The sequence below is a fragment of the Alkalihalophilus sp. As8PL genome (assembly GCF_040939795.1).
Classification (GTDB): Bacteria; Bacillota; Bacilli; order Bacillales; family Bacillaceae_D; genus Alkalihalophilus; species Alkalihalophilus lindianensis.
In genome coordinates, this window is sequence record NZ_CP162551.1 from 738,901 (window position 1) to 751,683 (window position 12,783).

The 12,783-nt window shown below is 38.1% G+C and carries 15 protein-coding genes; 3 read left to right on the top strand and 12 right to left on the bottom strand.

All coding sequences use genetic code 11. The features are described 5' to 3' along the window. Nucleotides 1–109: 109 nt before the first annotated feature. Nucleotides 110–1,051 (top strand): arsenic resistance protein, encoded by a 942-nt coding sequence (locus tag AB3N04_RS05270; protein WP_368505060.1) that lies wholly within the window; start codon nt 110–112, stop codon nt 1,049–1,051. A 99-nt stretch (nt 1,052–1,150) separates the two neighbouring features. Here AB3N04_RS05270 and AB3N04_RS05275 read toward each other — a convergent pair whose 3' ends face one another. The 8 genes from AB3N04_RS05275 to AB3N04_RS05310 form a co-directional block, all read right to left on the bottom strand. After that, nucleotides 1,151–1,276: a hypothetical protein gene (locus AB3N04_RS05275; RefSeq protein WP_368505061.1), complete on the bottom strand. Its 126-nt coding sequence runs from the start codon at nt 1,274–1,276 to the stop codon at nt 1,151–1,153. Between the two features lie 14 nt (nt 1,277–1,290). Beyond that, entirely contained in the window at nt 1,291–1,446 is a 156-nt protein-coding gene (locus tag AB3N04_RS05280; protein WP_368505062.1) for a hypothetical protein, read from the bottom strand. A gap of 14 nt (nt 1,447–1,460) precedes the next feature. Next, a complete protein-coding gene (locus AB3N04_RS05285; RefSeq protein ID WP_368505063.1) occupies nt 1,461–2,324 on the bottom strand; it encodes a permease in 864 nt (287 codons plus the stop codon). Nucleotides 2,325–2,384: 60 nt separating this feature from the next. After that, a complete protein-coding gene (locus AB3N04_RS05290) occupies nt 2,385–2,714 on the bottom strand; it encodes an ArsR/SmtB family transcription factor (RefSeq protein WP_368505064.1) in 330 nt (109 codons plus the stop codon). A 470-nt stretch (nt 2,715–3,184) separates the two neighbouring features. Next, complete coding sequence (locus AB3N04_RS05295; protein WP_368505065.1) at nt 3,185–4,543, bottom strand: amino acid permease; 1,359 nt, start codon at nt 4,541–4,543, stop codon at nt 3,185–3,187. 133 nt (nt 4,544–4,676) lie between these two features. Continuing rightward, on the bottom strand, nt 4,677–5,087 hold the full coding sequence (gene gvpU / locus AB3N04_RS05300) for a gas vesicle accessory protein GvpU (RefSeq protein ID WP_368505066.1): 411 nt from the start codon (nt 5,085–5,087) through the stop codon (nt 4,677–4,679). 380 nt (nt 5,088–5,467) lie between these two features. Then, nucleotides 5,468–6,097, bottom strand: a complete 630-nt coding sequence (locus tag AB3N04_RS05305) for a LysE family transporter (RefSeq protein WP_368505067.1) — start codon at nt 6,095–6,097, stop codon at nt 5,468–5,470. A gap of 114 nt (nt 6,098–6,211) precedes the next feature. Beyond that, nucleotides 6,212–6,448, bottom strand: coding sequence for a hypothetical protein (locus AB3N04_RS05310; protein WP_368505068.1), 237 nt, complete (start codon nt 6,446–6,448; stop codon nt 6,212–6,214). A 396-nt stretch (nt 6,449–6,844) separates the two neighbouring features. Here AB3N04_RS05310 and AB3N04_RS05315 point away from each other — a divergent pair, with 396 nt between their 5' ends. Both AB3N04_RS05315 and AB3N04_RS05320 read left to right on the top strand, forming a co-directional pair. Further along, nucleotides 6,845–7,330 carry a CBO0543 family protein gene (locus AB3N04_RS05315; protein ID WP_368505069.1) on the top strand — a complete coding sequence of 162 codons (486 nt, stop codon included), beginning with the start codon at nt 6,845–6,847 and terminating at the stop codon, nt 7,328–7,330. A gap of 419 nt (nt 7,331–7,749) precedes the next feature. Beyond that, nucleotides 7,750–8,334: a CBO0543 family protein gene (locus tag AB3N04_RS05320; RefSeq protein WP_368505070.1), complete on the top strand. Its 585-nt coding sequence runs from the start codon at nt 7,750–7,752 to the stop codon at nt 8,332–8,334. A 49-nt stretch (nt 8,335–8,383) separates the two neighbouring features. On the opposite strand, the gene AB3N04_RS05325 is transcribed toward AB3N04_RS05320, so the two are convergent. The 4 genes from AB3N04_RS05325 to AB3N04_RS05340 all read right to left on the bottom strand — a co-directional run bounded on the left by AB3N04_RS05325 (nt 8,384) and on the right by AB3N04_RS05340 (nt 12,652). Then, nucleotides 8,384–10,111: an ATP-binding protein gene (locus AB3N04_RS05325; RefSeq protein WP_368505994.1), complete on the bottom strand. Its 1,728-nt coding sequence runs from the start codon at nt 10,109–10,111 to the stop codon at nt 8,384–8,386. Nucleotides 10,112–10,346: 235 nt separating this feature from the next. Continuing rightward, entirely contained in the window at nt 10,347–10,508 is a 162-nt protein-coding gene (locus AB3N04_RS05330) for a hypothetical protein (RefSeq protein WP_368505071.1), read from the bottom strand. Nucleotides 10,509–10,539: 31 nt separating this feature from the next. Beyond that, nucleotides 10,540–11,655 (bottom strand): cysteine desulfurase family protein, encoded by a 1,116-nt coding sequence (locus AB3N04_RS05335; protein WP_368505072.1) that lies wholly within the window; start codon nt 11,653–11,655, stop codon nt 10,540–10,542. A 37-nt stretch (nt 11,656–11,692) separates the two neighbouring features. Further along, entirely contained in the window at nt 11,693–12,652 is a 960-nt protein-coding gene (locus AB3N04_RS05340) for a DMT family transporter (protein ID WP_368505073.1), read from the bottom strand. Between the last annotated feature and the right edge of the window lie 131 nt (nt 12,653–12,783).

Sequence of the window (12,783 nt, forward strand, 5' to 3'; positions counted from 1 at the left end):
ATTCTGCACATGTCTTCTTAACTCCTTTTATTTCAAGCAGCCCTCACTACTGCCCCAATTATGATACTATGTAATGGCATTAAAACTTTCATCATCAGGTGTGATTTATATGAGTATAATTGAAAAAGCATATTCCTTTATTATTTTTATAGCCGTCGTTCTAGGTATAGCTCTTGGTCAAGTGAATGTGTTCGAACAGCAGGCCGATCTTGTAATTATGCCGCTATTAGTCGCAATGCTCTACATCACGTTTCTGCAAATTCCCCTTACTAAAATTACAAAAGCGTTTCGAAACATAAAATTCACCTATACTAGCTTGTTGATCAACTTTATTTGGACACCTGTTTTAGCGTGGCTCCTTGCGATGGTCTTCTTAGCAGACAACCCTGCCTTGTACCTAGGCTTTATTATGTTAATGGTGACACCTTGTACAGATTGGTATTTAATTTTCACAGGTATCGCAAAAGGAAATGTCGCCCTATCAACCGCCATCTTACCATTGAACCTCTTTTTGCAAGTGATCCTGTTGCCTGTCTACCTACTGATCTTCGGGGGGAAAACGGGTGTTATTAACCCTACTTTTTTAATAGAAAGTATTGTTCTAGTCTTACTTGTCCCTCTCGTCTTAGCACTTTTAACCAAAGGGGTGCTCAGAAACAAGCAACATTTATATGATAATCTCATTTCTACTTTTAGCGTGTTGCCGATCCTGTTTTTAAGCCTAGCCATTGTCGCAATGTTTGCTTCACAAGGGCAGATGCTACTTGCTAACCTAGACTTGATGTGGAAAATGCTTTTACCGATTCTCTTGTTCTTCGTTATAAATTTCATCATCAGTCAACAAGTTGGAAAGCTGATGAAGTTCCCATTTTCTGATCGCGCTAGTCTTAGTTTGACAACGCTCGCTAGAAACTCACCGATCGCCTTAGCAATTGCGATGACCGCTTTTTCAGACCAACCATTAGTCGCCTTAGCCCTCGTCATCGGACCATTACTCGAGTTGCCGATTTTGGCGATTATTACGCAAGTGCTATTGGTGATTAGAAAATAATTAAAGATCGAGAAAAGCGCAATTACAAAAAAGCAGTCAACTTTTTATGTGAGTTAGACTGCTTTTAAGGTGAAACGACTATTCAGTTAAGATCTCTCTCTACTTCTCCCTACTCTTCTCGCAGCATTCACTTTGTCCCTTCACTTCTTCAATAACCACATTACAACATGAACCTTTTTCTTTTTTCGGTTTAGGCTGTAATAGTTGAGTTAATTTCTTTAACATTCTCATTCCTCCTTTTAATAATGATGTTGATACATTTTTGTTTTCATTATTTCATGATCCTTTTCGACTTGATCATGACGAATAAGTTCTTCAATTTGAGCTTTGGTATGTTGGCAGCACTTAACCATCCAGAGCCCTTTTGACTGTAAGTACCCAATTAATTTTCTCATTTTACCGCTCCTTTTTATAATAAGTAAAAGACAAATCCTGAAATCGTTGACATCGTAATAACCGATAAGACAAACACAGCAATAAGTGATTTGTTAAAAATCGTTTTCAATAAAACCAGTTCAGGAAGACTTGCCCCTGCTGAACTAATCATCATTGCCATAACGGGCCCAAGCGCCATCCCATTCATAATAAGAATTTGCGAAATCGGAATCATGCTCGATAACCGAATGTATAATGGAATGCCAATAACCGCAGCAATCGGAATCAACCACCAAGCATCTCCACCAAAGTGAGCACTAATAAACTCTGCTGGAACGACACCATGAATAATGGCCCCAATCAATGCGCCAATGATTAAATAAGGATAGACCGACTTCATTAAAGCAACGGTTTCCTTCCACGCATGCTTTAAGGAAAACGTTTTACTGCCTTGTTCATAGCCTCTCATCACTACTTGTTTGACTGACTTTTCAAACCCAAAGACCTCTAAAGACAAGCCGATTATTAGAGATAAGCTTGCTGTAATAACGATATAGATCAATGTGACTTGCCATCCCATAATCACCGTCATAATCGTCAAGATCGTTGGGTCTAATACTGGAGAGGCAAATAAGAAGATCATTACAATTCCGAAGCGGACGCCATTTTTTAGCAAATTGACCACAACAGGAATAGTGGAACAGGAACAAAATGGTGTGATAAAGGCAAAAAACAAAGCGATCCCCCCTCCTAACAACGGATGAGACATTTTTAATTTCTTCTCAATTGCTTCATAGGGAATGTAACTTTGAAACAAATTTAGAAGAAAAGACACCCCAACAAATAAAACCGTTAATTGAAGAGCAATAACAACAAAGCTTTTTACCACTTCAATCATTTCAACCACCTCTTAATATATCAATTTTTTTTGATATAATATGTAAAGAATAAGTCCAACTTACGATGAAGTAGCTGGACGAAACAGACAACATAGTTGTTCTGATAATAAATGATCAACCGTATCTGTATTGATATGATAATAATTCCATGTACCCTTTTTCGTTTTTTCAATTAGATCCGCATCAAGTAGGATTTTTAAATGATAAGATAACTTCGATTGTGGTAGGTCTAAAAGTTCTGTTAGATCACATACACAACTTGCTCCCTGCTTGCAAAGAATCGAAAGCAAATGCAATCGCTTTTGGTCAGCCAATGCCTTGAAGCGCTTCTCATAATAGGAAAAATCCGTTTGTTCATCCGTCATCACTAATGGGATTGATCGTTCCATTCTTTCACTCCATCTCCATCAATTTTTTTTGATATATTGATCATAATACCAATCTAAGGAAAAAGCAAGATATTATATCAACTTTTTTTGATGTTTTTTCCTTAATAAATCGTTGAGGGGGAATTTCGCTCATATAAAGGGTGGTTGAGGCGGGCTCGCTCATATGTTTAAAGTATCGCTCATATCCTGCGTATCTCGCGCATAAATGGGCTGATCCCGCTCATAAATAGAGGATATCGCTCATATGTGAGCAGATCTCGCACATACAAGCTTTTGCTTTAATATTTATCACATCGGAGGAGAGAAAGGCCGCTCAACAAATGACCAGACACTTAAAATTCAATCGTTTCTTCATATTCCCCTACAGCTATGACCCAATCGATTAATGGTTCTAGATTACTTCAAATCACATATAAAGACCTTTAATAATTCCCCAACAGTCGAATCGCTTTTCTAATTCCTATCCCCCATTAACTATACTTAAGTTTCTTTTTCCCTGCTTTGTCCCACTTTTTCTTCATAATAAGTGTAATGATGCTGATTAGACCTACGAAGAGGAGACTAATATAGAAGCCGTTGCGGACTGTTTTTTCGACTAGTGTTCCGCTTATAGCTATTAAAAGCAGGGCGAGTCCGATGGATGATATAATTTTTCCTTCTTTCTGTAATCGGAAAGAGGAAAAGATGATAAACATCCAGTTATATAATAATAGTAATCCTGCAGCTGTTGTAATATATTCGAACACTTTGCCTGGTAATAAGAAGGCAACGATAATTGACCCTGACAACCCTACCATTCCAAGTAGCAGCGATGGGAGCGGCATTTCTTTGAATTGTAGTTTCTTCTGAAAGAGCTTAGGAGCATCCCCGTCTTTGGCTAAAATGACCAAAAGCGTGGTGACCCCAAATAGCGCTGCGGTCATAGTTGAAAACCCTGCGATGATAATTGCACCGTTAAAGACATGAGGGAAAAATTCAAGGTTATAATTGGCCAGTGCTGTCACAAAAGGGCTTTCTTTTTCGTTGAAATTGGCATAGGAAGCTAGACTCACTGCAAGTGCCAAAGATCCAACATAGATGATAACTAAAAATAACATCATGATTTTTCCCGACTTCAATGTATCTTCTTTCTTTTTCAACTGCATAGCCATAAGCCCGATAACTTCAATGCCCCCATATGCGTAATAAGCATAAATAAGTGAAGCCCAAACTCCCTTTAGCCCATTAGGAAGCCATTCTTTCATCGAATTAGGAAAGTTGGGCGAACCACCATTGCTATTAATCCAGCCAAAATAAATGCCCAATGCAATAATAATAAACATAAGAATTGCCGCAGCCTTAATGGTCGCAAACAAATCTTCCATCTTATCGAAACCCTTAGTACCAAACATAACAATTATAAAGGATAAAATGGCATACCCTGCTGAAAAAATCCAAAGCGGAACTTCAGGGAACCAAAATTGACTAAGCAGGCCTAGAGCAGTTAGCTGGCTGCCCATAATAAGTACGTTTGCCCACCAATAAGTCCAACCGCAACTGAACCCGGCCCATTTACCAAAAGCTTTATTGGCGTAATAACAAAATGAACCTTCCTGTGGGTCTCTTATAGTCATTTTAGCTAACCTGCTGTAAACGATGTAAGTTCCCACAGCACCTATAAGAAAAGAATAGATAACGGAAGCTCCTGCATGCTTTATGCCTAAAGCAGCTCCCAGGAAAAAACCGATTCCAATCGTACATCCAATTCCTATTATGGATAATTGCCACCAGGCCATATCACCTGCTGTTGGTTGTTTTCCTTTTTGCGAACTGCAATTAGCCTTTGCCATATTATTCTCCTTTTTGCTTTACTACCATAGCTTACTTTCTTGGTTTTACACTTTGACCAAAGCTTTCACTTTTACCAGATGATTTTCACCTTTCGTCTCCAAAGCGTTTCTCCGTTTTTGAAGTCCATTACATCTATAATGAGATTGAAAATCCATCAATCGAGTCAATCCTCCCACGCCACCATGCTTGACCTTTAGGGAAAGAATGAGACTCTGAGGATAGATAGAATGCATCTTTTAGATGAATAAATGTTGCAATCATTTCTTTATCGCTTTTTTCTTGTTCTTGTTTTTCACTCAGAAAAGCTTCTTTTAGATCTGAAAATTTTTTATGTAGTACTTGTGCCAGAGTACTATTTGTAACACTATCTGCAGACGCAATTAATCCTTCATAATACGTTAGCGGACTTATAAGCATTCCTGCTACCACTGTACCATTCATATTTAATGTGACACCTATTTCAATACCGTCTTGATCTGAAAGATCAAGCAGCATCTGCATCACCGCGTCATCTGTTGAAGGATTTTCCTCGCTTTTACCCATTTTCACCACATCCTTTCCTACTTTATTAGCCTCTTTCTTTCACACACATCTTTATTATAGGTACTATAGTTGAAGTTATTCGGGGATTTTATGCAAGTCTGTTTGTATATTTAAATTGTAAGGATAAAAAAGGTTGAAATTGTAGCTTTCTTTATAATAAAGACTTCAGCATGAAGCCAAGCCTAAGAAACCCGTTCTAATATTTACTACTGTATTGATTTTAATCGTACATAAAAAGACCCTGTTGAGTAGTCTTTTTCAAGTATCTACTCTACAGGGTACATTTTACAAAGAGTTCTGCTTATCATATTTTTGTAGCCGTTGCTCACATGCTTTTAGGGCCATATATTTCAGGATTTTATATGCACAGCGGTCACTATTTAAAGAAATAGAAGTGTAAATGCCTGTATTCCAAAATAAATGCCAAATCCAATCATAGAAAGAGAAGATATCAAGGAGAGTATTAGTAGAAATTTCGTATTTAATATATTTCTGGCTACACTAGAGATGGTAGCCATGAATACATCCCATAAAAGTATTCCACAAATAATGGCTAGGCTGTAGATGCCCAATTGTAAGCTGGTAAAGGAGGAGGCTGCTTTCGCTAATACCGACCCATAAATACCCAGCCAAAAAAGAATGGTTAATGGATTGGATATAGAAAGCAAGAATCCAGAGTTGAATGACCCGAGCATTGTTGACTTTCCTCTTTCCCCATCTACAAAGGAGGTTTTAGTGGTCTTTAATATACTTTCCATGCCGGTATATGTTAAAACAAAAAAACCGAAAAGCCAGAGAAATGCCTTCATAAATGGTTGATCTATAAAGTGAATCATGCCCATATATACTAATAACATATAGCAAATATCAGCAATGAGGGCCCCTAGTCCGAAAATCCAAGCATGTCCGAATCCGAGACGCAACCCCTTATTCAACTGTGCAGCATTAACTGGCCCTATTGGGGCTGCTAATGATACACCTAAGAATACATACGTTAAAATAGAATTCATACATTCTCCTCCACATTATCTTTTTATCCATTCTATTCATTACATAATGGTTGTAGGACAAGAATGTATGGTTTTGTTTATATAAAAAGAAAGAGCCCCCCTTAGGAGCTCTTCTTAATTTCTATTTGAATTCATAGCCGCTTGTGTTTCTTTTAAGAGGCGCAGCATATCTTTAGCCCGTTGGTGTTCAGGAGAATGATCATTTTCGACTTTCAGTAATTGTTCTACTCGATCGATTGCTTGTTGTGAAAACCCAAGATTATCTTTGTTGCTTCCCATTTGGGTAGAGTATACAGCCTTATCTGCGTTTTCTAAAGCTTCTTTTAATGTTTCTTTTTGTTCTATGGTCATAAATGTACACCCCATTAAAATTATCTTGCCGTAATGCAATGGCTCACTGTGGCAATTCTCCCATAATAACACTCCATATAATTGAACGGTATATATGAGACTCCTCTTTTATGAGGATTTTGCACATATGTAGTTTGTGCAAGAATAAAAACTTTATCCAAAACTTACTTATTAACATACATAAGCTTTTATACGTGTTGTAAACAACATGGTTTTTAAGATAGAGCATCAGATACTAAGATTTTCCCCTTTATTTACATAGGAAAAGAACCTTATGTCAAAAGCTACCCTTTCTTTTATCAGCATAAAGACTGCCCTTTCTCCTGTAATTCCATATTATTTTCCAATCATAACATGTTCAAAATAAGCCACCCTACTAAGTAAGGTGGTGATAATATGAAGGATAAAACGATTTTAAATATCATTACAGCACTAGGGCTGAGTGGTTTGTTTTTGCTTTTCAGGAAAAAAGGTGCATTAAAAGATTGGTTTATGATCTATTTATGTAAAACATTAGTGTCTACCTTATTGGATGGGCCTGTTGTTAATAAAAAATATGTGCAATATCCCCATCGCTACTTTCCTAAAGCATTTGATTCTAACATTATATTTTTGTATGTCTTGTTCCCTTTGTCGTGTGTGATATACAACCAATTTACTTATAAAATGAAACCTTTAAAAATGATATTAAGTGTATTCCTATTTAGTGGACCAATGGCACTCATTGAAAATTGGCTCGAGAAGCATACAAACTTAGTCAGATTCAGAAAAGGGTGGAATGGCTATTATTCGTTTTCTGTTTTTTCGTTTACCTTTTGGCTTGTTCGCGGATTTATTGGATGGATACGCTTCTTAGATAAAAAACAGAGCTCACATCAATAAAATTTAAACGATCTAACCTTTATCTTTTACCCCTGACTTCTACTTAGGTATTTCCTAACGAGGAACCTGATGAGAAAGAAAATAAACCATGCCTTTATCACAAAGCTAAGCGGATTGATCGATAAGCCATCATTTCCAGCGAAAAAATCGTACTAAACCATTGGCTGCTTGGTTGGTGCTGATAAATGGTGACCGTAGTAACCGGGTATCCATATATATCTCCCCATCCCATCGGTATTGAACCGGCTTGGAATCAGAATAATGATAGAGCACAGAACACTACACTTATGATAAGTAGCTTGTCATTCAGTTTAGATGACATGACATCTCCTCCACCCACAATCTTATGAACGATCCTACATAATTTGATCTTTAATTGTAAATCTATAAGTAAAGCAACTGCATGAGGGGTGTATCGCATGGAGAAAGTTATGGACCAAGATCAATTTGAGCTATACGAGAAAATACAGTCTTTAAAAGAACAGGTAACTCACTTAAATATAGAGTACTGGAACTTATATACTGGCTTTGACACGTTTGAATTTTGGGTTCTGCTGTTACTATGGTTTATTGCCCCACTAATCATTCTTTACTTTTTCATTGATAGAAGAAAAATGTTCTTATTAGGCTTTTACGGATTTAACATCCACGTTTGGTTCGGTTATCAAGACAGTGCGGGCGATCGATTTGGGTTGTGGGGATATCCATATGAGCTTGTACCATTTCTATCAGGAAACATTTCATTAGATGCTACCTTGGTCCCCGTAGCATTTATGTTAGTATATCAATGGACATTGAATCATCATAAGAACTTTTACCTTTACTCATTTATTCTTTCCTTAGTATTAGCGTTCCTATTTAAGCCAATTATCACCGCACATCATTTTTTTGAATTAAACAAGGGCGTTACATACTTCCATCTTCTACTCGGTTATTGTGCCGTTTTTCTATTCTCCAAATTCATTACAAACATCTTTTTAAAAATGCAAAAGAACCAAAGCTAAACACGAAAACACTCAAAAATGGTTTGAGTGTTTTTGGTTATAAACGAGCTCAATGATATTCAGGTGAAAGCATATCTTGTACTGAAGGAAATCTTACCGTAAAAGTGGTTCCAACTCCTTCTTCACTTTCAATGTATTTAGAGCCCCCATGGGAGTTGATGATTTTATCACAAATTAGTAAGCCGAGACCTGTACCGGTTTTTTTTGTTGTGAAAAATGGTTCATTGATTTTTCTGAGGTTGTCCGCTGAGATCCCATGACCATCATCAATCACTTTAACTTCAACATCTTCTTCCCTTTTACTCACTTTAATTTCAATGTGTCCATGATTCATGGCTTCAAGTGAATTTTTAATGAGGTTGACAAATAATTGTTTAATTTTCGTTTCCTCACAGTCTACGAGCAAGGGACCGTCATCATAAGTCGTCGTAATTTCAATCCCTTTCATTATCGCCTGCGTTTCTAAAAGCGTTTTGACCTCTTCAATGATCTGATCAATCGCATGGATACTATTGGCTTCTAAATGTGGCTTGGCTAAAATCAGAAACTCATTTGCTATTTGTTCAATTCGATCAAGCTCATCATCAATGATTGTATAAAAATGATCTTTCACGAGCCCGGTTTTGATGAGATGATAAAACCCTTTTATCGAAGTGAGTGGATTCTTAATTTCGTGAGCAATACCTGCTGCAATTTGCCCAGCAATATTTAATTTTTCAGAACGGATGAGATGATTTTCATACTCCTTACTTTGAGTCAAATCAATAAAGGCATGGATACTTGCTTCCTCCCCCCCATACCAAGTCGAAATCGATTTCAAACGATACGTTTTCTTTTGACCGGTATGCAAGGTCACACCCACTTCTTTAATGGTCATATCAATATTTGAATGAAGTGCCCTCATCCATTCTTTTTCAACCTCTTTATCTTGGATATGCAGGACATCAAAGATCCTTTTATTTTTTTTGAAATCAATCTCTGATAATACTAAATCCTGCATCGCCTCTACATTCGCATAACATAACGTTTCTCCTTTTGTAATGAGAAGTGCTACAGGAATTTCTTGAAGGAGCTTTCTATATTCTGATCTCTTTCTAGCGATCAATTTATTAGCCTTAGCTAACTTCTTATTATTCATGACTAAATTCTCATTTTCAACTTCAATATTAATTAAGCGATTACGCTCTATTTCCGTTAGATTCTTTAAATGATTCTCATGGTACATAGTAGAAATCGAAAAATCGTCATCCGTCATAAAATATTCATGCGTTTTTAGCAACTCTATTTGGATATATGCTGCCGTTGTGAGACCATTATAGGCACAGACACTGATTAGACCCTTAGTGTTAATAAATAAGTCACAATTAATTTCATACATCCTTAATTCTTCGAGTAACTCTTCATGGTTCTCATAGGTTACTTGTCCCCATGTCATCACTCGTTCACCATTCTCTAATAAAGGTCCTACTATAGTGGAAAGTTTTGCAGAGTTTCTACTTGCATCGAACCTGTAATTAGAAAAATAAAATTCTTCGCATTCATAAAAGTATATATCCTTTAACGTTTCAGAGGGGTAGAGATCCGATAACTGATTTATTACTTCTTGATAGACACTTTGTTCATCAATAAAGATGATTTTATAGCCATGAGTGAGACCATAGCTCAAAAAGTCTCTTGCCTGGTTCATGTACTTTTGTTTCTCATTAAAGGAGTAATAGATATGTGCGCCTCTCTTTTCTTTTTGAGTAAACATCTCCAGTATCGAACCCGCTTTCATAATTGACACTCTTTTCACCCTCTCTATTCAATGTCCGTTCCGCATTGCCGCATCATTTATAGGTAGATTACTCAGACTAGTTTAGTTGCATCCTTCTTCCCTACCTATATTTCGCTCTTAAAAGGGGCAATCCTCTATCAGATTTACAAATTTAATCAAAATTTGTAAATTTAGCACCTTTCCCCATTCATTTCGCTTGAAAAAGACGCCAATCGATTTGATTAGCGTCTCTTTCTCATCTTCTCTTATTCAATTCAATTAGTTGCGCCTCGATCCGATCTAGCTGCTTAGTCCTTCTACTAGAAGAACGAATCAGCCAGACGATTAAGACGATTGGCAGCACAAGTATGAGAATGGCTACGAGTTGATATAGGATGCTCCCAAATTGCATATCCATCTACATGTCCTCCATCTTTAGACGTTTTGAATTATATATCGTGTAAAAGAGAGAGAACCGTATCAATCTCTTCTTTCGTCGTGTATTTCCCTAAACTAAATCGGATCGCACCTTTACCTACTTCGGGATCGACTCCCATTGCTGCGAGTACTGGGGATAATGTCACTTCACCTGCATGACAAGCAGAACCAGTTGAAGCCGCTACTTGGGGCAATTTCGCTAAGACATCTTGACCGACTTGTCCGATAAAATTGACATTTAACGTATTCGGCAAGCGCTCATCTAGGTGCCCATTTAAAGAAATACGCTCGTTGAATTGCGCTTGTAGCTGCTCCCAAAAATAGTCTCGTAATGCTTGGATCTGCTCGTTCTCACCCATCGTCGCTTCGGCTAATTCGCACGCTTTGCCTAATCCAACTGCAAAGATCACATTCTCGGTTCCAGCTCTTCGTCCATTTTCATGATCTGCCCCGTGAATTAATGGTTCAACCTCTAGTCCATCACGGATAAAGAGAGCTCCTACCCCTTTTGGTGCATACAGTTTATGACCAGCTATCGTTAGGAAATCAATCTGTAACTCGTTAACGTCAATTGGCACTTTCCCGACTGATTGAGACGCATCCGTATGAAAGAAGATGTTATGTTCTTTTGCTAGCTTTCCAACCTCTGCGATTGGTTGAATCGTCCCCACTTCATTGTTCGCATGCATCACCGAAATTAAAATCGTATCATCCGTAATAGCCGCTTTGATTTCATTTGGATCGACTCTGCCATATTGATCGACGCCGACATAAGTGACCCTAGCACCATGCCACTCAAGGTACTTACATGGGTTCATGACGGCAGGATGTTCAATCTTCGTTGTAATAATATGATTGCCTCGATGACTATAGCTTTCAAATACACCTTTTAGTACATGGTTATTGGACTCGCTTCCACCACTTGTGAAAATGATCTCGTGATCAGTGCAATTTAGAAAACTCGCCACCTGCTCTCTTGCATGCTGAACAGCCTTCTTTGCGTTTGCTCCTTCTGCATGTAAAGCTGACGGATTACCGAAATGATTTTCTAAAAATGGTAGCATTGCTTCACGTACTTCTGGTGCGATTGGCGTGCTTGCATTGTAATCAACATACACTTGCTTCACGTTCTCTACACTTCCTTTATCTATTGACTTGATATCCTTACCTACTTACGCTCTTCTCCACAGGCCTCTCTCGCCTGATCCATTTATACAGAAATTCTGGATTTGACGCCAGGATAACCCCTGTTAAGATCGCCAATCCACCGACAAATTGTGTTATCGTTACCGTCTCTACTCCTATTAGAACCGCAATTGCAGCTGTAAACAAGACGATTAAATGGAGAAAATTCGACGACTTCCCAGGTCCGACTTGAATAATCCCCTCATTCCAGCAGACAAAGGATACAATACTCGGAAACACTGCTAAATACAGGACGCCTCCAATCACCTCAGGTGGTAAATCCGTGATCTGTACCGGAGCATACGTCCGTTCAAATAAAAAGAATGGAAACAATCCGAGCATCCCTATGTACATCGTCACTAAGAAAGTCGGACGCTTCGGAAGACCACCACTGTACTTCTTCATCACCACCGAATAAACAGACCAGCAAAATACACCGACTAGCACAATTAAATCGCCTCGGTTAAAGGTTAAAGTGAGCAAGCGCTCAAGACTGCCTTGTGTTATGACAATCAACACCCCAACGAGTGAGACGATGATGCCGACAAATTGGATTCCCTTGAACTTCTCTTTTAAGAAGAGAACGGATAAGATGACAATCAATAATGGCGCAAGTGAGTTTACGAGCGAGGCATTAATCGACGTCGTATATTGAATCGCTATGTAAATCAATGAGTTAAAGCCTGCTACCCCTGTGCACGCCATCACCGTAAGCACCTTCCAGTTCTTAAGTAACACCGGCCCATGCTGCCTGAGTTCCTTATACACAAACGGCAAAAACACAAGGCTTGCGATCGTCCACCTGATGAAGGATAACTGAAGCGGTGGCATATACTCTACTAACATCCGACTAAAGACAAAATTCGTTCCCCAAAAAAACGTTGCCAACACTAACAACACATATGGGAAGCGCTGAAACTTCGAAAGAATAGCATTCACCCCAAAGCCCCCCTCTAGTACATTACCTGATTAAAGTCATTGTTCAACTAAGGATAGCATATTTTAGGAGACGAGTGTTTGAAAATTCATAATTTCACACCTAGCTAGAAGAAGCCCATAAGGTCGACTGC